General features: G+C 47.1%; 31 protein-coding genes. All 31 read left to right on the plus strand.

Features of this window, described 5'->3' with window-relative positions:
* Positions 1-57 precede the first annotated feature (57 nt).
* From AB5903_RS01870 to AB5903_RS02020, 31 genes are read left to right on the plus strand one after another with little or no spacing between them, the layout of a single operon-like run.
* Positions 58-282, plus strand: a complete 225-nt coding sequence (locus tag AB5903_RS01870; RefSeq protein WP_019131468.1) for a hypothetical protein — start codon at positions 58-60, stop codon at positions 280-282.
* A gap of 3 nt (positions 283-285) precedes the next feature.
* Positions 286-576 carry a hypothetical protein gene (locus AB5903_RS01875; RefSeq protein WP_015545851.1) on the plus strand — a complete coding sequence of 97 codons (291 nt, stop codon included), beginning with the start codon at positions 286-288 and terminating at the stop codon, positions 574-576.
* Positions 573-803 carry a hypothetical protein gene (locus AB5903_RS01880; protein ID WP_015545850.1) on the plus strand — a complete coding sequence of 77 codons (231 nt, stop codon included), beginning with the start codon at positions 573-575 and terminating at the stop codon, positions 801-803. The genes AB5903_RS01875 and AB5903_RS01880 overlap by 4 nt, the downstream gene beginning before the upstream one ends.
* A 2-nt stretch (positions 804-805) precedes the next feature.
* Positions 806-1198 carry a helix-turn-helix transcriptional regulator gene (locus tag AB5903_RS01885; protein ID WP_019131467.1) on the plus strand — a complete coding sequence of 131 codons (393 nt, stop codon included), beginning with the start codon at positions 806-808 and terminating at the stop codon, positions 1196-1198.
* 12 nt (positions 1199-1210) lie between these two features.
* Positions 1211-1417: a hypothetical protein gene (locus tag AB5903_RS01890; protein WP_015545849.1), complete on the plus strand. Its 207-nt coding sequence runs from the start codon at positions 1211-1213 to the stop codon at positions 1415-1417.
* Positions 1418-1419: 2 nt separating this feature from the next.
* Positions 1420-1725, plus strand: coding sequence for a DUF3853 family protein (locus AB5903_RS01895; protein ID WP_015545848.1), 306 nt, complete (start codon positions 1420-1422; stop codon positions 1723-1725).
* A 6-nt stretch (positions 1726-1731) separates the two neighbouring features.
* Entirely contained in the window at positions 1732-3771 is a 2040-nt protein-coding gene (locus tag AB5903_RS01900; RefSeq protein ID WP_015545847.1) for an AAA family ATPase, read from the plus strand.
* 11 nt (positions 3772-3782) lie between these two features.
* Entirely contained in the window at positions 3783-4085 is a 303-nt protein-coding gene (locus AB5903_RS01905) for a hypothetical protein (protein WP_015545846.1), read from the plus strand.
* Between the two features lie 22 nt (positions 4086-4107).
* Positions 4108-4893, plus strand: a complete 786-nt coding sequence (locus tag AB5903_RS01910; RefSeq protein WP_015545845.1) for a hypothetical protein — start codon at positions 4108-4110, stop codon at positions 4891-4893.
* Between the two features lies 1 nt (position 4894).
* On the plus strand, positions 4895-5125 hold the full coding sequence (locus tag AB5903_RS01915) for a hypothetical protein (protein WP_015545844.1): 231 nt from the start codon (positions 4895-4897) through the stop codon (positions 5123-5125).
* A 5-nt stretch (positions 5126-5130) separates the two neighbouring features.
* Positions 5131-5871: an MBL fold metallo-hydrolase gene (locus AB5903_RS01920; RefSeq protein ID WP_015545843.1), complete on the plus strand. Its 741-nt coding sequence runs from the start codon at positions 5131-5133 to the stop codon at positions 5869-5871.
* A gap of 1 nt (position 5872) precedes the next feature.
* Complete coding sequence (locus AB5903_RS01925) at positions 5873-6274, plus strand: hypothetical protein (protein ID WP_015545842.1); 402 nt, start codon at positions 5873-5875, stop codon at positions 6272-6274.
* Positions 6275-6278: 4 nt separating this feature from the next.
* Complete coding sequence (locus AB5903_RS01930) at positions 6279-6812, plus strand: hypothetical protein (protein ID WP_368117626.1); 534 nt, start codon at positions 6279-6281, stop codon at positions 6810-6812.
* A 6-nt stretch (positions 6813-6818) separates the two neighbouring features.
* On the plus strand, positions 6819-7250 hold the full coding sequence (locus tag AB5903_RS01935; RefSeq protein WP_015545840.1) for a hypothetical protein: 432 nt from the start codon (positions 6819-6821) through the stop codon (positions 7248-7250).
* Between the two features lie 11 nt (positions 7251-7261).
* Positions 7262-7531 carry an HU family DNA-binding protein gene (locus AB5903_RS01940; RefSeq protein ID WP_015545839.1) on the plus strand — a complete coding sequence of 90 codons (270 nt, stop codon included), beginning with the start codon at positions 7262-7264 and terminating at the stop codon, positions 7529-7531.
* A 6-nt stretch (positions 7532-7537) separates the two neighbouring features.
* On the plus strand, positions 7538-8284 hold the full coding sequence (locus AB5903_RS01945; RefSeq protein WP_015545838.1) for a hypothetical protein: 747 nt from the start codon (positions 7538-7540) through the stop codon (positions 8282-8284).
* Positions 8285-8342: 58 nt separating this feature from the next.
* Positions 8343-9065: a hypothetical protein gene (locus AB5903_RS01950; RefSeq protein ID WP_015545837.1), complete on the plus strand. Its 723-nt coding sequence runs from the start codon at positions 8343-8345 to the stop codon at positions 9063-9065.
* A gap of 31 nt (positions 9066-9096) precedes the next feature.
* A complete protein-coding gene (locus AB5903_RS01955) occupies positions 9097-9642 on the plus strand; it encodes an ATP-binding protein (RefSeq protein WP_019131463.1) in 546 nt (181 codons plus the stop codon).
* A gap of 8 nt (positions 9643-9650) precedes the next feature.
* Entirely contained in the window at positions 9651-10226 is a 576-nt protein-coding gene (locus tag AB5903_RS01960) for a DUF4406 domain-containing protein (RefSeq protein ID WP_015545835.1), read from the plus strand.
* A gap of 32 nt (positions 10227-10258) precedes the next feature.
* Positions 10259-11884, plus strand: coding sequence for a DNA cytosine methyltransferase (locus tag AB5903_RS01965; RefSeq protein WP_015545834.1), 1626 nt, complete (start codon positions 10259-10261; stop codon positions 11882-11884).
* Between the two features lies 1 nt (position 11885).
* Complete coding sequence (locus AB5903_RS01970) at positions 11886-12242, plus strand: hypothetical protein (RefSeq protein ID WP_122141268.1); 357 nt, start codon at positions 11886-11888, stop codon at positions 12240-12242.
* Positions 12239-12427, plus strand: coding sequence for a hypothetical protein (locus AB5903_RS01975; RefSeq protein WP_019131462.1), 189 nt, complete (start codon positions 12239-12241; stop codon positions 12425-12427). The genes AB5903_RS01970 and AB5903_RS01975 overlap by 4 nt, the downstream gene beginning before the upstream one ends.
* A 10-nt stretch (positions 12428-12437) precedes the next feature.
* Complete coding sequence (locus tag AB5903_RS01980) at positions 12438-12860, plus strand: single-stranded DNA-binding protein (RefSeq protein ID WP_015545833.1); 423 nt, start codon at positions 12438-12440, stop codon at positions 12858-12860.
* Positions 12861-12871: 11 nt separating this feature from the next.
* Entirely contained in the window at positions 12872-13165 is a 294-nt protein-coding gene (locus AB5903_RS01985) for a hypothetical protein (protein ID WP_015545832.1), read from the plus strand.
* A 10-nt stretch (positions 13166-13175) separates the two neighbouring features.
* Positions 13176-13418 (plus strand): hypothetical protein, encoded by a 243-nt coding sequence (locus tag AB5903_RS01990; RefSeq protein ID WP_034780540.1) that lies wholly within the window; start codon positions 13176-13178, stop codon positions 13416-13418.
* A 1-nt stretch (position 13419) separates the two neighbouring features.
* The gene (locus AB5903_RS01995) at positions 13420-13962 is read left to right on the plus strand and encodes a hypothetical protein (RefSeq protein WP_015545831.1); all 543 of its coding nucleotides are present in this window, start codon (positions 13420-13422) and stop codon (positions 13960-13962) included.
* Positions 13962-14165 carry a hypothetical protein gene (locus AB5903_RS02000; RefSeq protein WP_227204638.1) on the plus strand — a complete coding sequence of 68 codons (204 nt, stop codon included), beginning with the start codon at positions 13962-13964 and terminating at the stop codon, positions 14163-14165. Before AB5903_RS01995 ends, AB5903_RS02000 begins: the two co-directional genes overlap by 1 nt.
* Positions 14143-14445, plus strand: a complete 303-nt coding sequence (locus tag AB5903_RS02005; protein ID WP_015545830.1) for a hypothetical protein — start codon at positions 14143-14145, stop codon at positions 14443-14445. Before AB5903_RS02000 ends, AB5903_RS02005 begins: the two co-directional genes overlap by 23 nt.
* 5 nt (positions 14446-14450) lie before the next feature.
* A complete protein-coding gene (locus AB5903_RS02010; protein ID WP_015545829.1) occupies positions 14451-15044 on the plus strand; it encodes a hypothetical protein in 594 nt (197 codons plus the stop codon).
* Complete coding sequence (locus tag AB5903_RS02015) at positions 14951-15580, plus strand: hypothetical protein (protein ID WP_149880965.1); 630 nt, start codon at positions 14951-14953, stop codon at positions 15578-15580. Before AB5903_RS02010 ends, AB5903_RS02015 begins: the two co-directional genes overlap by 94 nt.
* Entirely contained in the window at positions 15558-15821 is a 264-nt protein-coding gene (locus tag AB5903_RS02020) for a hypothetical protein (protein WP_044053920.1), read from the plus strand. The genes AB5903_RS02015 and AB5903_RS02020 overlap by 23 nt, the downstream gene beginning before the upstream one ends.

Here is a 15821-nt window from a genome sequence, read left to right on the forward strand (position 1 = left end):
CCGAGCAAATAAGCGGCATAGCAAAAAATACCTAAGCAATTTAAGCGACAATGAATTATGAAGTACGATACGACATTTATTAACCGAAACTTCCTTTTGAAAGTTTACGGAGTAGACAGCGAAAACAGAAGGATAAACCGCCTTGTAGGGGTTTCCGGCTTGGTGGGGTTAATCGGTGTAGAGCTTACCGAAAAATTCATTACCCGCGCACTTAACAGCAAGAAAGACAGCGTAAAATGTTGCCTACGCAGAGGATTACAAGTAACACTATATTTCAAATAGAAGATGAAAAAGACAGCAATAGTTAATGGCAAAGCAAGGCGTATAGAATTTTCGTACGCGGTAGGCGAAACTATTTCGCTAAGCAATACCGAGGTAAAAAAGCCTTGGGGACGGGTTACGGAAAGGGTAACAGTTTCAAAACTAACCTTTACGATTAACGGGAAGACCTACGAGGGAACGCGCACCTTCAAGGTTGCCGGCGGCCCCTATTCGGAAACCTTCGAGTTCGACGGGAATAGCTTTGCTTCCCATAAACAAGCAATTGAATACATACTTAACAATATTGAGAAATGAGCGAAACGACAATTTACAAAGAAGGATTTAACGCCGGCTTTATGCAGCTTCGACAAATTGACGTAGAGGCCGCCACTAAGGAGCTTTGGCAGGCGTTGGGGATTAACAACCGCAACACTTTCGCGGCTTACAAGTTCGGACGTATCGAACCCAAGGCAAGCCAAGCCGTCGCCGTCGAATTGGTATTTAGGAAGTACGGCGTTACTACAAACATTTGGGGAAAATAGAAATGAGAGCCGAAGCAGGACTAACGCAGCGAGAAACCCAAATAGCCGAATTGTTGGCTTGGGGAGCCGCAAAAAAGGAAGTGGCCGACAGGCTTTCTATTTCGCCCCGAACGGTTGAGAATACCGCGCGAAATATTTATAGCAAGATAGGAATACAGAAGGCTACGGAGCTTTGCGTATGGTGGTTCTGCACACATTGCGGCGTTTCTTTCGACCTATCCCCTATAAAACGGACAATTATAGCCTGCTTCTTCCTTGCGATTATTCTACCGCATGAATTGTACGCCCAAGGCGACACCTACCGACTGTTCAGAAGCCGCAAGGCTGCCGAACGTACAGCGACACGAAGAACCGGAAGACGGCAGGAATACGAATTAGATTTTTGGGAACTATAAAAGGCAAAGGCTATGAAGCAACTAATTAAAGAATTGTCCCTTTCGGGATTGACGCTAAAACAGAAGGCGATAGTATGGTATTTCGTTATATCGTTTTGCCTTCTTGCAAGCACGGCGGAAGCCCCGTTTTGGTTCTTGTTTTTAGAGGTTGCCAACTTCGCTAATGCCGCCCGCATTATAAAACGGGTCCCACCACCGGAAGACCCGCAAGACAGTTAGGTATGGCAGACTTAAATACAAGACTTATAGACCTTACGGCGGGGGAATTATTGGAACTAATAGGGAAAGGACAAAGCCCCCGGATAGAAGTAGACGTTACCAAAGACCCAAATAAAAAGTACGTCTACGGCCGGGCCGGGATTGCCGAACTATTCAAATGTTCCAAGACTACCGCCAGCCGCATAAAGCAAAGCGGATTAATCGACGGCGCATATAGGCAGGTCGGAAGGTTGATAATAGTAGATGCGGAAAAAGCCTTAGAGTTGGCCGCAAAGCGAGCAAAGAAAAGTAACAACCGAAATAAATAACTTGTTATGAGCAAGAAGGTAACATTAAAAGAATTGACCCTTAAAAACTTTAAGGGTATTAGGGACTTGGCCGTAAAATTCGGCGAAGTAACCACCATTGCCGGCGCAAACGCGACGGGTAAAAGCACCGTTTTCGACGCTTTTACTTGGGTGCTTTTCGGCAAAGACAGTAACGACCGTACGGATAGCGGGAAAGGCGCATTTACCGTTAAGACGGTCGGCCCGGACGGGAACCCTATACTTAAATTGGAACATTCCGTAACGGCGGTTTTAGACGTAAACGGCGAAGAAGTAGCCCTTACCCGCACCCTTACGGAAGATTGGGTAAAACCGCGCGGCAAGGCCGAAGTAGAACTTAAAGGAAATACTACGCATTACTTCTGCAATGGCGTAGAAATTAAGGCGGGAGCGTTCCAAGAGAAAGTAACGGCCATAACCGAAGAACAACTTTTTAAGTTAATTACGAACCCGGCTTACTTCCCTTCGTTGGATTGGAAGACCCAGCGCGAAATATTGCTACGCATTGCCGGGGGTGTAACATACGAAGAAGTGGCCGCCGGTCGCGCCGATTTTGCGGCTATCCTTTCGCTGCTTTCCGGTAAAGATTTGGCGGAGTTCAAGCAAGAAATAGCCTACCGCAAAAGCCGGATTAAGGAAGGTTTGGGGAAATGCCCTATCGAGATTAACGCAATAGACAGCGTTACGCCCGAAGCACCGGATTACGAAGCCTTGGAAGCCGAAAAGGTACGCTTATCCGCCGAATTGGAAGAAGTGGAAACGGCTATTACGGACGTTGCAGAAACGGCCCGCAAACACTACGAAGGGGTGCAGGGAAAACGCAAAGCGATTAACGACCTTCGGAACCAGCAGCAAGATATAATTTTTCGGGCAAGGCAGGCGGCCCAAAAGGAAGGCTACGAGAAGAATGCCAAACGTAACGAGGTTAAGACCAGCTACGAAATAACCAAGCGGGAAGCAGAAAATTATAATACCGCTTCGGAAAACGGCCTTTCCGATATTCGCTATACTATTAAAACCCTTACTTCCGAAATAGCGGGCTTATCCGCCAAGGTGGAAGCCAAGCGCGAAGAATGGAATACGCGGAACGCCGAAGAATACAAAGTAAGTACCGACGGCCTTATTTGCCCGATATACGAAACCTTATGCTCGGACGCAAGCGTTTTGCGTATGGACGCTATTGCCAAAGAGAAGGCGCGGGCCAAATTCGACGAAGCCAAGACCCGCGACCTTACCCGGATTACCGAAGAAGGCAAAACGCTAAACCAGCGAATAGCCGAAAAGAAAGCCCGGTTACAGGAATTGGAAGCCCAACTTTCCGAACGTATGGAAGTTATCGCCGCCAAGAAAGCCGAATACGCGAAGAAGTTACAGGACTTGGAAGCGGAAATAGCCGCCAACCCGGAAGTAACCGTATCTACCGACATTATCCCCGAAGACTTACCCGAATGGAAGGAGATAGAAGCCCGGATAGCCGAAATATCCGCTACCATTTCGGATATACCGGCGGCCGATACTACCGAGCTTACCGCCAAGAAACGGGAACTTACGGCCCTTTTGGACGAAGTAAAACAAAAGCTAAATATTCGGGCTACCATTGAAAAGAACGCCGCAAAGAAGGCCGAAATATTGGCGCGGGAAAAGGAATTAGCCCAGCAGCAAGCAGACTTAGAAAAGCAGGAATTTACGATAGACGAACTTAATAAGGCCCGAATGGACGAAGTAGAACGCCGGGTAAATAGTAAGTTCCAAACCGTCCGCTTCCGAATGTTCGAAGCCCAGCTAAATGGCGGCGAAACCCCTACTTGTATCGCAATGGTAGACGGGGTTAAGTACGCAGACCTCAATACTGCCGGAAAGATAAACGCCGGGCTTGACATCATTAACACGCTTTGCCTGTATCACGGGGTAAGCGCACCGGTATTCATCGACAACGCCGAAAGCGTAAACCAACTATTCCCGGTTGCTTCCCAGCTTGTAAAATTGGTTGTAACCACCGACAGAGAATTAACCATTAACCACTTATAAAAATTAAAGTTATGAACGAGAACAAAGAAAAGCGCGAGTTCGCGCAGCAGTTGGAGCAAATCGCCGAAACGCTTACGCAGGCGGTAAAAGACAACGAAGGCCGGGCCTTTATCCTTATCGGCACGGACGTTAAGGACAATAAGGACGGCGAAAGCGAGAATGTGCAGGGCGTAATAGCAGTAGGCGGTAACGGTGGGCAAGTAATAAAGGGGTTGGCGAATTTCTTCACCGAAAAACAAACCGCGCCGCTTGCTGCCGAAGCTATGGAATTAGCGACCTTGAAGAAGTTAAGCCGACTTCTTGAAAACGAATAACAACCTATAAAAATTATGAGTTATGGCAGAAGAAAAAGGATTAACCGTAATTGACGAAGCAAAGCGGAAATTTGAACTTGCCTGTAAGGACGCTTCGGCCTTGCAGATTGTAAACAACTTCGGCGCGGCATTTACTGCCGTAAACGTAATTGCCCTTTTGCGCGAAGCTCTTTCCGACGAAGTAATGGAGCGTGTATTTATGCCGCTTATGAACACGAAGGTAGGCTTTCTTACCGACCGTAACGGGCGGCCGCGTAAAAACGGGACGGTACAACCGCTTTATACTATCCCGGTTGTTCGGGACGCGATTATAGACGCGGTAAGTATCGGGCTTCTTCCGACCGGCAACCAATTTAATATTATTGCCGAACGAATGTACCCGACCAAGGAAGGCTATACGGCCCTTCTTCGGAAACTCGGCGTAAAATACTTCATCGACGTATCATTTGACAAAGGCCAAACCGCCGGATTTGCGGAGGTGCCTTGCAAAATCAGCTACACGTACAACGGAGAAAAAAACAGCTTCGGAATAGTGGCAACCGTGAAGAAGGACGATTACAGCAGCCCCGACCAAATCCGGGGTAAAGCCGAACGACGCGCCAAAAAAGCCCTTTACGAGTATATAACCGGTTGCGACTTCGGCGACGCTGATGAACAAAGCGGCCCCGTTGAAGACGTGGAATATAAGGACGTTACCCACGAGGTAGAAACCGAAATACAGAATAACGCCAATACCGGCGGAACACTTGATTTCGGCCAAGCAGAAACGAACGGAACCAAACAGCCACTTAAAACACCTGGATTCTAATATGAAAGTAATTTTTGGTATTGCCATTCTGACGGCAAAGGACATCGACGCAATGAACGCCCGGATTAACAAAGCGGCGGACATGGCGAAGGAGAACGAACAGAGCGTAGCCCAGCAAGACAAAGCCCTTATTCGATTTTCGGGCAAATTCGCTACGGCTATGGACTTCATCGGCCGGAACCTTCCGCTAAAAAGGAAGCGTAAAGCATTTCGCAAAATCGTAGAAGCGTAGTTACAATGGTTCTAAAAGTATTAGGCAGTAGCAGCCACGGAAATAGCTACATATTGGAGAACGACCGCGAAGCCTTGTTATTGGAAGCGGGCGTAAGGTTCGCCAGCGTGAAGCAAGCGTTAGACTACAATATAACGAAGGTTGTAGGCTGCCTAATTACCCACGAACACAAAGACCACGCAGGCTACATTAACGAAGTATTGAAAGCTACCGTACCCGTCTACGCTTCGGCCGGTACAATTGAGAACACCCCAATAGAAGGCCCGCGCCGCGCGAATGTTTGCAAAGCCGGAACCCTTTTTACCCTCGGCGGTTTCCGAATTATTCCTTTCGGGACTAAGCACGATTCCGCCGAGCCTTTGGGGTTCTTCATCAATCACGAAGAAACGGGTAATATCCTATTCGCTACCGATACCTATTACTTGCCTTGCAAGTTTGCAGGACTTAATAACGTATTGATAGAATGTAATTACCGCTTAGACCTATTGGACGCGAATATAGCGGCCGGGCGCATTCCCGCCGTTGTTCGGAACCGTACGCTAAAATCGCATTTAAGCTACGACCATTGCGTACAGGCGTTACAAGCCAACGATATAAAGGGGGTAAATAATATTGTTCTTATCCACCTTTCCGACGGTAACAGCAACGCCGAACAATTCCGGGCCGGAGTGCGAGCCGCAACCGGTAAGACCGTACATATAGCCGAAGCGGGGCTAATAATCAATTTCGACAAAACCCCCTTTTGATATGATTAAAGGATTTGACCAAGAAACGCAGCCCTTAAACGATTACGAAATGGGCGTACTTCTTCCGCTTCTCGTACGGGGGCTTAGGACGAAAATAGGGCGCGAAAATGCCGTTACAAACAAGCATATCGTAAATACCCTTAAAGGTTCCTATAAACTAAACGACGCACGGGTAAGGAAGATTATAAACCACATAAGGACAAACGACCTTATACCGGGCTTAATAGCCACTTCCGAAGGGTATTTTATCGCCCAAAGCGAAGCGGAACTATTGGAGTACGAAGAAAGCCTAAAAGGGCGTGAAGACGCTATTAGGGCCGTCCGGTTGAGTATTGCGCGACAAAGGCGAATACTTTACGAGCAAAAGAGGGAAGAAAAACAAAGTTCACTTTTTAACAAATAACAAAATGGAAAAGCAGTTTTTTATGGTTTACGCCGAAGGCCAAGGCGCACCGACGTACAAACACGAGAACGAACAGGCTGCCAGCAAGGAAGCCGAACGATTGGCCGAGAAGTTAGGGGTTAATACGACCGTATTACAGGCCGTAAAAATGGTTGCCCCGAAGGACATTACCAAGCGCGTAAAGACCTACGCGGACGCTTGCGCTGTGCTTGGCATTGAGCCGATGAACGAAACCGTATTAGCGAAGTTAGGCTTTACCAAGGACGAAATAGCCTACCGCAAGTTAAAGACCATTGCCGAAGCCCTTAACGAAGGTTGGCGGCCGGATTGGGCCAATAGCAACGAGTACAAATATTGGCCTTGGTTCGTGTATAATCCCGCGTCTGCCGGCTTTTCGTACGCGGATACGCATTACACGGCTTCGAATACGACTGCGACTGTCGGCTCCCGGCTTTGCTATAAAACCCGTGAACTCGCCACGTACGCGGGCCGTCAGTTCGAAGGTCTTTATAACGATTTTCTTTTAATCAAAAAATAATGCAACATGGAAAGAGAATTAGGGAAAGACCTTGAACAAGGCAAGAAGCGCGTAGCCTTCCTTATGGATAACTGCGACGCGGTGGAAGAAAAGGGGTATATGAAGCCTTTTACCCCGGAAGAATTGGCCCGCATGAAAGAAAGCCTTTCGGAAACGGACATCGAAATTAACGACATCGAGGAAGAAAAGACGGCCGCGATGAAGGACTTTAAGGCCCGTTTGGAACCCCTTACGACGGAGCGAAAAAAGACCTTGGACGGTTTGAAGAAGAAAGCCGAATTTGTTACCGAAAGGTGCTTTAAGTTCATCGACCAAGAAGCCCGCGAAGTCGGCTACTACAACGAGAACGGCGACCTTATCGAGAGCCGGCCGGCGTACAGCGAAGAATTACAAACAACACTTTTCCAAATCGGAAGAAAAACAGGTACTAACAACTAAAAAGCAAAGCAATGACGAAGCAAGATTTAATTACAGTCGTTGGCAGTAAGACCGGGCAAAACGATAGCCACGTAAGGCCGATTATCGAAGCCACATTAGACGCAATTAAGGAATGCGTACAGCGCAAGGAACCCGTTTACCTTCGTGGCTTCGGAACCTTCCAGCCGAAGAAACGGGCCGAAAAGAAAGCCCGTAACATTACCGCCGGTACTACGATTATCGTACCGGCGCACGAAGTAGCCCACTTCAAACCAAGTAAAAGTTTCACAATCAACAAGTAAAAAAGTATGGACGAAAACAAAAAAGTAGTAGTAAACCTTCCCGAAGGAACTACGCAGGCGGAAATTATCGTACGTGAGGGCGAGGCCCCCGCAGTTCTTGCCCCCAAGCCCCCGGTAAAAATCGACCTTTCCGGTGTTATCGGTGCGCCGGTTGAATTTTTGGAATTACGGCGGTACGATTCCGAACAAATTAACCCGTTGCGCTGCCACGTCTTAGTAGACCGTGAACAGGTAAGTATTACCCTTATCACGAACGAAGACGACGAATATAGACGCGGGCGAATCGTTGGAAAACTGACTACGCACCCCAAATTTTCCGAATTTGGGATTAACGCCGGCAAAGGTTGGGAACCTAACGAGTTGGGGCAGTTCTTCAAAATGAACCGCGCATTTTTCCCGGACAAAACCGCGAATATGAAGCTCGTAACCGAACTTAAAAACTTCGAAGCTACCGTAAATTCCAAGGTAGAGAAGCAAAAGAGCGAAAAGGGCGACTTCAAAGACAATTATAGCGGCGTGGTTATGAGTAACCTGCCGGAAGCCTTTACCCTTCAAATTCCGATTTTCAAAGGTATGCCGGCGGAAACTATCGAAGTGGAATTTTACGCTTCGGTAAACGGCCGCGACGTAACCCTACAACTTGTAAGCCCCGGAGCGTGCCAGCTTTTGGAAGACCTGCGCGACCGAATTATAGACGTGCAGGTAGCCCGCATTCGGGAACTAAGCCCCGAAATTGCGATTATCGAGCAATAGCAGTATTAACCCAGCTACCCCGGTTTCCGGGCCGGGGTAGCTTTTCAAAAGTAACAAAATGGCAAAAAGATTTATAGATACCGACCTATTTAAGAAACGATTTATAAGGGACTTACCGCCCGCTTATAAATTGCTTTGGGTGTACCTTTTTTGCGAGTGCGACAACGCCGGAATATGGGAAGTAGACTTAGAGGTAGCCGGGCTTTATTGCGGCGAAACGTACGATTTAGAGGACTTCGAAAAAGCCTTTGCCGGAAGAATCCATTTCTTCAATAACGGAAGCAAAGCGTTTTTACCCGAATTTATCATATTTCAGTACGGCGGGTTATCGAACTTGAACCCTACGAACAACGCGCATAAATCGGTATTGCAAAAACTTGAAAAATACGACCTTATGCGGGTTTTGAACGAAGGTATTACCCAGCTACCGCAAGGGCCGACGTTAGGTGCTGGCAAGCCCCAAGGCAAGGGTAAGGCAGCCCCTAAAACAAAAGGCGGTACAATCTTTCAGAAACCTACCTTAGAAGAAGTTGCGGCGTATTGCCAAGAACGGGGCAACGACGTAGACCCGCAAGCGTGGATAGATTACTATACTTCTAACGGTTGGAAGGTGGGCCGCAACTGTATGAAGGATTGGAGAGCAGCGGTTAGAACTTGGGAGCGTAACGAAAAAGGGAATAGCGGAAATGGACGAAAAGGACAACAAACAGGGGCCGCAACGGGTAGACTTGGCGCGGTTCCGGGCGGTACTTCAAAAAAGAAATATACCGATACGCTTTAAGGTCGATAAATACACCGAAGACGTGCCGGCAATGTTGCGCGAATGTTATATAGCCGAAGTTATGCGGCGGCGTATGCAGTTCATCGACGACGAAGCAACCCAAAGCCATATAGAAAAGGCGGCAAAATGGCTGACGGGAAACCATAAACCGGGGCTTCTTCTTCATGGAACAGTAGGCAATGGCAAAACAACCTTAGTTCGTGCAATAGGTAGCCTTATAGGGGTACTGTACGAAAGCCTATATTCAGACCGGCGTAAAAATGTTTTGGCGGTATCGGCTTTGGAACTTGCAGACATAGCCAAGAACCAGCCGGAACGCTTCGACTACATTAAGAAAGCCGAGTTATTGGCGATTGACGACGTAGGTACGGAACCTTCCGTAGTGAAGGTTTGGGGAAACGAAATTAGTCCTTTTGTCGATACGATTTACTACCGGTATGACCGGCAGAAGTTTACAATTATGACCAGCAATCTAAGCGCGGAAGACCTGGCAGATAAATACGGCGAACGGATAGCCGACCGATTTACGGAAATGTTCGACAGAATAGCGTTTGAAAATTACTCTTATAGAAAATAATAGCCAATATGGAAAAGATATACATTTCAGGCCGAATTAGCGGCCTACCAATAGAAGAAGTAGCGGCAAAGTTCGACGAAACGGAAACCAAGTTAAAAGCCCAAGGTTACGAAGTGATAAACCCGCTTAAAAACGGTATTCCGGCTACCGCCTCTTGGGAAGCCCATGTAGCTATGGACGTTCTTCTACTTATGGGGTGCGACGCTATTTATTTGTTGCCCGATTGGGGATTTTCCAAAGGGGCTACGCTTGAAAAGAATTTAGCCGAACTAACGGGAAAGACAATTATTTACGAAGAAGTACCTGCCTTCCAGCACATAAAGCAGGCGATAGCCGAAGGCATGGGCGTTTCATTCTTCGATATTATAGGCGAAAGTAGAGAGCAAAAACACGTCTTTTCCCGTATGATTTTCGCCCAGCTATGCCGTGAAGAAGGGGCAACGGTGGTAAGGATTGCAAAAGAGATGAAGCGGAACCATGCTACTATTATCTACTACCTCAGAAAGTACCCGGATGATTACCGATATACCCCCGAATTTAGGGCTTATGCAAACGCAGTCAAAGCCCACCTATCAAAAGACTAATTTTCCGCGAAAGCGTCTGACTATAATACGAAATGGACAACATTAGATTACTATATATAGACTTGTTTTGCGGTGCGGGTGGAACAAGTACAGGCGTAGAGAAGGCCAACTATAAGGAGCGAAAATGCGCGAAGGTTATAGCTTGCGTAAACCACGACGCGAACGCCATAGCGAGCCACGCGGCCAATCATCCCGAAGCGCAGCACTATACGGAAGATATGCGAACCTTGGACTTACGCCCATTGGCAGAACATACCGCCGAAATGCGCCGAATGTACCCTATGGCGAAAGTTGTGCTTTGGGCTTCGCTTGAATGTACCAATTTCAGCCGGGCCAAAGGCGGCCAGCCCCGCGACGCAGATAGCCGTACCCTTGCCGAACACTTGTTTAGGTACATAGAAGCTCTTACCCCCGATTATATCCAAATCGAGAACGTAGAAGAATTTATGAGCTGGGGCGACTTGGACGAAAACGGAAAACCGATTAGCAGGGACAAAGGGCGGCTTTATACCAATTGGGTAGATAACGTAAAAGCCTACGGGTACAAGTTCGACCATAGAATACTTAATGCAGCGGATTATGGGGCATATACCAGCCGAAAGCGTTTCTTCGGGATATTTGCCAAACCGTACCTACCTATTGTATGGCCGAAGCCTACCCACTCAAAGACCGGGGGCGGCGACCTTTTCGGCAGCTTGGCGAAGTGGAAACCCGTAAAGGAAGTTTTGGACTTTGCCGATGAAGGGGAAAGTATCTTTAATCGTAAAAAACCGCTTTCGCCTAAGACCTTGGAACGCATATACGCGGGCCTTATAAAGTTCGTAGCAGGCGGGAAGGATTCGTTTTTGATTAAATATAATTCAGTCAATAAGAAGACGGGGAAGCATATCCCGCCTTCGATAGATGAACCATGCCCTACCGTAGCTTGCCAAAACAGGTTAGGGATAGCGAACATTCATTTTCTCGCAAAGCATTTTAGCGGACACCCGGAAAGCAAGGTTTCCAGCGTAGACAACGTAGCGGGAACCATTACGACCGTAGACCACCATAGTTTAGTAGGGGCCGAATTTCTTTCGGCATACTATGGAAACGGTAATAATCATTCCGTAAATATGCCTTCGCCCACTATTACAACGAAAGATAGGTTTTCGGTGGTAAAGCCGGAATTTATAGCGAACAATTATAGCGGCGGCGGGCAATTATCATCCTTGGATAACCCTTGCCCGGCGGTAATGACGAATCCCAAGCAAAACGTAATAGCCTGCAAATGGTATCTTATGAACCCTCAATTTTCTAACGCCGGCGGTTCCGTCGAAAAGCCGTGCTTTACCCTTATCGCCAAAATGGATAAAAAGCCCCCGTACCTTATTGCTACGGAGTGCGGACAATTGGCAATAGAGATTTACGAAACCGATAGCGGCCCAATGCGGAAAATAAAGGAGTTTATGGCCCTTTACGGTATCGTCGATATAAAAATGCGAATGTTAAAAATTATCGAGTTAAAGCGAATTATGGGGTTCCCGGAAAACTACACCCTTATAGGGACGCAAGCCGACCAAAAGAAGTTTATCGGCAATGCGGTAGAAGTGAATATAGCCCGTGTTCTTTGCGAAGCCTTGGTAGAAGAAATTGTAGACGAACTATTAAAAGTTGCATAGAATGACACTACGAATTATTAAACCACCGAAACCCGGTAAAATGTTCGTTACGTTGGCTTCTACCGGCTATTTATTTTTCAGTAGCCGAGCAGTTGCAGAACTTAACCTTTCAGAGCATAAAGGGGTACTATTGGCCCACGATGAACGCGGGGCTTTGCACTTGAAAGTTTCCTATAATACAGACCCCGACGCTTTCCGGGTTTATGTACGGAAAAATGGGGCTTGTTCGGTTACGTGTATTCGGGTTGCGCCCTTGTTTCGCCGTATAGGTATCGAAATTAAAAAATCAACCCGGTACAACCTTATCGAAGCATCGGAAGAAGGTTTTTATAAGATAGAAGGACTTAAAACAAAATGAAAACAAAGGATTTAAGCAAGTTGCCGGAAGGAGCTATTTTGCTGGTAGTAAAGAACAGTAACGGGACATTTTCGCCGTTAGGCATAAACCCCGACCAAGGGCGAATTATAACGGCTTTTATCGGGAAATTAAGCGAAGAACAGCCGTTAGTAGTAGCCAAAGGAATAGAGTTAATAACCAAATAATTAAAGCAATATGTTAGTATTAGAAGCAATTGGCAACCTCGGAGCGGACGCCATTATTAAAGACCTTAACGGACAAAAGTACATAGCTTTCAGCGTAGCCCATACCGAAAGCTATAAAGATTCGCAGGGGCAACGACACGAACGTACGACTTGGGTAAGTTGCCTTAAATACGGAGAAAGCCAGGTAATTAACTATTTGAAGAAGGGTACCCGCGTATTTATTCGCGGCGAACTTTCGGCCAAGGCATATGAAGCCGGCGGAGCATTGCAAGCCGGTATAAATTGCCGGGTTAGAGAATTGCAGCTTTTAGGCGGAAACCGGGCTGACCAAACAGAAGCCCCCCAGCAGGCCGTAACGACTTCGGCCGCTACACCAACTTACGCGCCGCCGGCATATCAGCAACCCGAAGAAGTAGACGATTTGCCATTTTAACAATTATCGATATGATAGGAAAGAAATTAAGCCCCGTGCTTGAAGAAATGGAAGCTACCCTTTGGGAGTACGAAGCATTTAACGGAGCAAAACCGAATTACACCTTAGAAGGGTTCCGGGCTTCTACAAAAATATTTATGAGCGCACTATTAGATAAGTTTTTCGAGAAGCAGCAGGCCGAAGGAGTTAGCCAAGAAGACACCTTAAAAGCCGTAGAAAAATTAGGGCAAGACGTTCGGGCCTTGGTCTTTAACGCTACCGGAATAGATACGCACCTACTTTATAACCGAACAAAAGTTAATTAAAATATTGAGTATGAAAGCAAAACAATTTAAGGAAGTAAATGCAGTTTACGGAGAAAATCAACCCGAATATTACCCCCTTCCTGCATATAAATCAGAAGACGGAACGGCGGTTTTTTGCTTTGAGTTGGACGAAGAAGAACGGAAGAAGATAGCGGAAACCGGGGAACTTTGGGTAGCCCTTCGAACATTTAACCAGCCATTACAGCCAATATGCGTAACCGTGAATAAGTCGGACGTTTTAATAACACAATAGTATGAAAGCAGTAGTAACACTTGGCAAATACTTCGGCCCGAAGCACCCCCGTAAAGGGCAAGAAACGGGCTTTATAGCCAAAGTAGCCGACGGGCGGAAGGTACACACCTGCCGAAGCAATTACGGGTATTGGCGGGCAAAAATCGAAAAAATAACGGCTACGGGTGGAGTTCTTAGCGTCCGCCAATGGAGCGCGAAGCCATACCGAAGCCCCCAAGAAGTTATAACCGAGATTCCGGCCGGCATTGTAGGCGTGCAAAGGTTGGCGTTACGGCGCGAACGTCGTGTAATAAATCACTATGCGGAAGAACAGGATAAACCGATAGCAACTGCCACTTATTACGATTATACGGCAGAGGTAGACGGCCACCCCGTCCCCCTGGAGATTTTAGCCGAAAACGACGGGCTTACGGTAGACGATTTTAAGGCATGGTTCGCGCCGATTTTCGCCGAAACAGATAAGAAGTACCCGCAGTTCGCCGGGCTTGCTTCTGCCGTTACGATTGACTTCGCTATTATTCACTTTACAAAAAGGCGGTACTAATGGGAACACGAAGCGACAATTTGCCGAATGGCCTATATAGGGACGACGACGGAAGTATAGGGCTTATAATATGCCCCAAATGCCAGCGCGAAAACTATGCGCTTAATGTAGCCCTCGGTTATTGTACTTGGTGCGGCTACGACGCGAATAAAGATTATAACATACATAAAGATAAAGACGATGAAAGTAAAGGACATAATTAAAGACGACAAATTTAACGAGTTCTTAGGCTACGAAATAGAAGCCTATAACAACCGACCGGCTCCGCAAGAAGGTTGCAGGTATCGCCGGACACCGTACGACGCATTGAAGGATGCGGGAATATTTACGGTAGAAGGTATTAGGGAAACTTTTATAAAGGTTGCGAACCTTGAAAGCGGCCTGCCGAAGTCCCAGCGCGACGCAATAACCGGGCTTGTATTCAGAGTAGCCCAAACGGTAGTAAACTATCGTGCGAAACAAGAAGTAGAAGCTAAAAAGTAGATATTATGGGATTCAAAGCAATAAAGCAGCATTACGATATAGGGTATATCGTGGCTATATATAACGAAGAAAAATACGGCGGGGATTGTATTTGTATCGGTTCCGGGTTTGTTCACGGGCTTATAGCCATAAATATAGAAACCGGTAAAGTTTTCTATTCATCATTGGTTACGCCCGGAGAAAATAGTGAAATAGGACAGCTTGCCGCTCGTATTAAGGCAGACGAAAAAAACGGGGTACTTCGGGCCTTGATTGATGAACCGGACACCTTCGCCCGTAACCTTCCGGTATTTACTACCGAGAATTGGGCAGTAAAGGCCGAACAATGCGAGGAATACGGTTGGCCCAATACCACCCACACGGGGCGAATAATGTACGAAAATACATACTTCCGTACGCGAGCCGAAGCGTACGCCGACCTACTTAAAGATACAAAGAACGGCATAAAACATCGCTGGATTGCCAGTAGCGTACAGGACGCATTACGAAAACTTAGGCGGGCTATTTGGCTATACATGAAAACTATCGGTTATTGGGTTGCGGCCCGCACTATTGGCCGCTTCATAATGAAACGAAGCTATGGGAAGAAAAGGACGTAGACCGGGGGCTATTGATACTGCCCCCCACCTTCCCGGAACCAAAACAGCCGCACGATAACAGCCGACACCGGGAATTATGCCGATTAGCGGGGAAATGGTTACGAAAGCCAAAATTCGGCTCCAGCTACTGCCCATACGTTGCCGTAGAATTGGTAACGGCCAGCCAAGAAATCCCGGACGTTTTCGGGTGGAACTATTGGGCTACGGTTCTTATCGAAGTGAAGGTTTCGCGTTCCGACTTCTTGGCCGATGCAAAAAAGAGTTTCCGCCAGCAGCCGGAAGAAGGCGTAGGGGCCTTTCGGTACTATTGCAGTCCCGAAGGATTGATAACCGAAGTCGATTTGCCGGATAAATGGGGGCTACTTTGGGAGAAAGACGGGGTTATAACCGTCGTTAAGGATGCGGAACGCCAGCAACAAAACGCGCAAGGCGAAATAACTATCCTTGCTTCGATTATGCGCCGCGAAGGGGTAAAGCCCCGGTTATTTGATTACAGAAAGCAAAATAATGAGTATGAAGCAGAACGAAGAAACTAAGGCTTTACAGGAAGAAATAAGGACACTAAAAGCCGAAAAGAAGGAATTGGCTTGTAGGTTAAGCGGTCTTTCTTCGACGTTAATACAGGTTCTTAAAGTAAAATCCCTTAGAGGTTGCGAGGTAAAAAATTGGGTGGGATTTCAGAACGGGAACGGTACGGACGTAGGGCAAGATATAGAACGATTGATTAAGCGGGCCGAACGGGAACAGAAGTATTTATTAACGGTTAAACACGAATAG

The sequence above is a fragment of the Bacteroides sp. 2201st1_D9_2201SCRN_220225 genome, from assembly GCF_040928965.1.
In the GTDB taxonomy this organism is placed as follows: Bacteria; Bacteroidota; Bacteroidia; order Bacteroidales; family Bacteroidaceae; genus Bacteroides; species Bacteroides stercoris.

What these genes read in the sequence shown, in the direction of transcription:
- AB5903_RS01870 (WP_019131468.1), top strand. Translation starts at nt 58, where the DNA reads ATGAAGTACGATACGACATTTATTAACCGAAACTTCCTTTTGAAAGTT.
- AB5903_RS01875 (WP_015545851.1), top strand. Translation starts at nt 286, where the DNA reads ATGAAAAAGACAGCAATAGTTAATGGCAAAGCAAGGCGTATAGAATTT.
- AB5903_RS01880 (WP_015545850.1), top strand. Translation starts at nt 573, where the DNA reads ATGAGCGAAACGACAATTTACAAAGAAGGATTTAACGCCGGCTTTATG.
- AB5903_RS01885 (WP_019131467.1), top strand. Translation starts at nt 806, where the DNA reads ATGAGAGCCGAAGCAGGACTAACGCAGCGAGAAACCCAAATAGCCGAA.
- AB5903_RS01890 (WP_015545849.1), top strand. Translation starts at nt 1,211, where the DNA reads ATGAAGCAACTAATTAAAGAATTGTCCCTTTCGGGATTGACGCTAAAA.
- AB5903_RS01895 (WP_015545848.1), top strand. Translation starts at nt 1,420, where the DNA reads ATGGCAGACTTAAATACAAGACTTATAGACCTTACGGCGGGGGAATTA.
- AB5903_RS01900 (WP_015545847.1), top strand. Translation starts at nt 1,732, where the DNA reads ATGAGCAAGAAGGTAACATTAAAAGAATTGACCCTTAAAAACTTTAAG.
- AB5903_RS01905 (WP_015545846.1), top strand. Translation starts at nt 3,783, where the DNA reads ATGAACGAGAACAAAGAAAAGCGCGAGTTCGCGCAGCAGTTGGAGCAA.
- AB5903_RS01910 (WP_015545845.1), top strand. Translation starts at nt 4,108, where the DNA reads ATGGCAGAAGAAAAAGGATTAACCGTAATTGACGAAGCAAAGCGGAAA.
- AB5903_RS01915 (WP_015545844.1), top strand. Translation starts at nt 4,895, where the DNA reads ATGAAAGTAATTTTTGGTATTGCCATTCTGACGGCAAAGGACATCGAC.
- AB5903_RS01920 (WP_015545843.1), top strand. Translation starts at nt 5,131, where the DNA reads ATGGTTCTAAAAGTATTAGGCAGTAGCAGCCACGGAAATAGCTACATA.
- AB5903_RS01925 (WP_015545842.1), top strand. Translation starts at nt 5,873, where the DNA reads ATGATTAAAGGATTTGACCAAGAAACGCAGCCCTTAAACGATTACGAA.
- AB5903_RS01930 (WP_368117626.1), top strand. Translation starts at nt 6,279, where the DNA reads ATGGAAAAGCAGTTTTTTATGGTTTACGCCGAAGGCCAAGGCGCACCG.
- AB5903_RS01935 (WP_015545840.1), top strand. Translation starts at nt 6,819, where the DNA reads ATGGAAAGAGAATTAGGGAAAGACCTTGAACAAGGCAAGAAGCGCGTA.
- AB5903_RS01940 (WP_015545839.1), top strand. Translation starts at nt 7,262, where the DNA reads ATGACGAAGCAAGATTTAATTACAGTCGTTGGCAGTAAGACCGGGCAA.
- AB5903_RS01945 (WP_015545838.1), top strand. Translation starts at nt 7,538, where the DNA reads ATGGACGAAAACAAAAAAGTAGTAGTAAACCTTCCCGAAGGAACTACG.
- AB5903_RS01950 (WP_015545837.1), top strand. Translation starts at nt 8,343, where the DNA reads ATGGCAAAAAGATTTATAGATACCGACCTATTTAAGAAACGATTTATA.
- AB5903_RS01955 (WP_019131463.1), top strand. Translation starts at nt 9,097, where the DNA reads ATGTTGCGCGAATGTTATATAGCCGAAGTTATGCGGCGGCGTATGCAG.
- AB5903_RS01960 (WP_015545835.1), top strand. Translation starts at nt 9,651, where the DNA reads ATGGAAAAGATATACATTTCAGGCCGAATTAGCGGCCTACCAATAGAA.
- AB5903_RS01965 (WP_015545834.1), top strand. Translation starts at nt 10,259, where the DNA reads ATGGACAACATTAGATTACTATATATAGACTTGTTTTGCGGTGCGGGT.
- AB5903_RS01970 (WP_122141268.1), top strand. Translation starts at nt 11,886, where the DNA reads ATGACACTACGAATTATTAAACCACCGAAACCCGGTAAAATGTTCGTT.
- AB5903_RS01975 (WP_019131462.1), top strand. Translation starts at nt 12,239, where the DNA reads ATGAAAACAAAGGATTTAAGCAAGTTGCCGGAAGGAGCTATTTTGCTG.
- AB5903_RS01980 (WP_015545833.1), top strand. Translation starts at nt 12,438, where the DNA reads ATGTTAGTATTAGAAGCAATTGGCAACCTCGGAGCGGACGCCATTATT.
- AB5903_RS01985 (WP_015545832.1), top strand. Translation starts at nt 12,872, where the DNA reads ATGATAGGAAAGAAATTAAGCCCCGTGCTTGAAGAAATGGAAGCTACC.
- AB5903_RS01990 (WP_034780540.1), top strand. Translation starts at nt 13,176, where the DNA reads ATGAAAGCAAAACAATTTAAGGAAGTAAATGCAGTTTACGGAGAAAAT.
- AB5903_RS01995 (WP_015545831.1), top strand. Translation starts at nt 13,420, where the DNA reads ATGAAAGCAGTAGTAACACTTGGCAAATACTTCGGCCCGAAGCACCCC.
- AB5903_RS02000 (WP_227204638.1), top strand. Translation starts at nt 13,962, where the DNA reads ATGGGAACACGAAGCGACAATTTGCCGAATGGCCTATATAGGGACGAC.
- AB5903_RS02005 (WP_015545830.1), top strand. Translation starts at nt 14,143, where the DNA reads ATGAAAGTAAAGGACATAATTAAAGACGACAAATTTAACGAGTTCTTA.
- AB5903_RS02010 (WP_015545829.1), top strand. Translation starts at nt 14,451, where the DNA reads ATGGGATTCAAAGCAATAAAGCAGCATTACGATATAGGGTATATCGTG.
- AB5903_RS02020 (WP_044053920.1), top strand. Translation starts at nt 15,558, where the DNA reads ATGAAGCAGAACGAAGAAACTAAGGCTTTACAGGAAGAAATAAGGACA.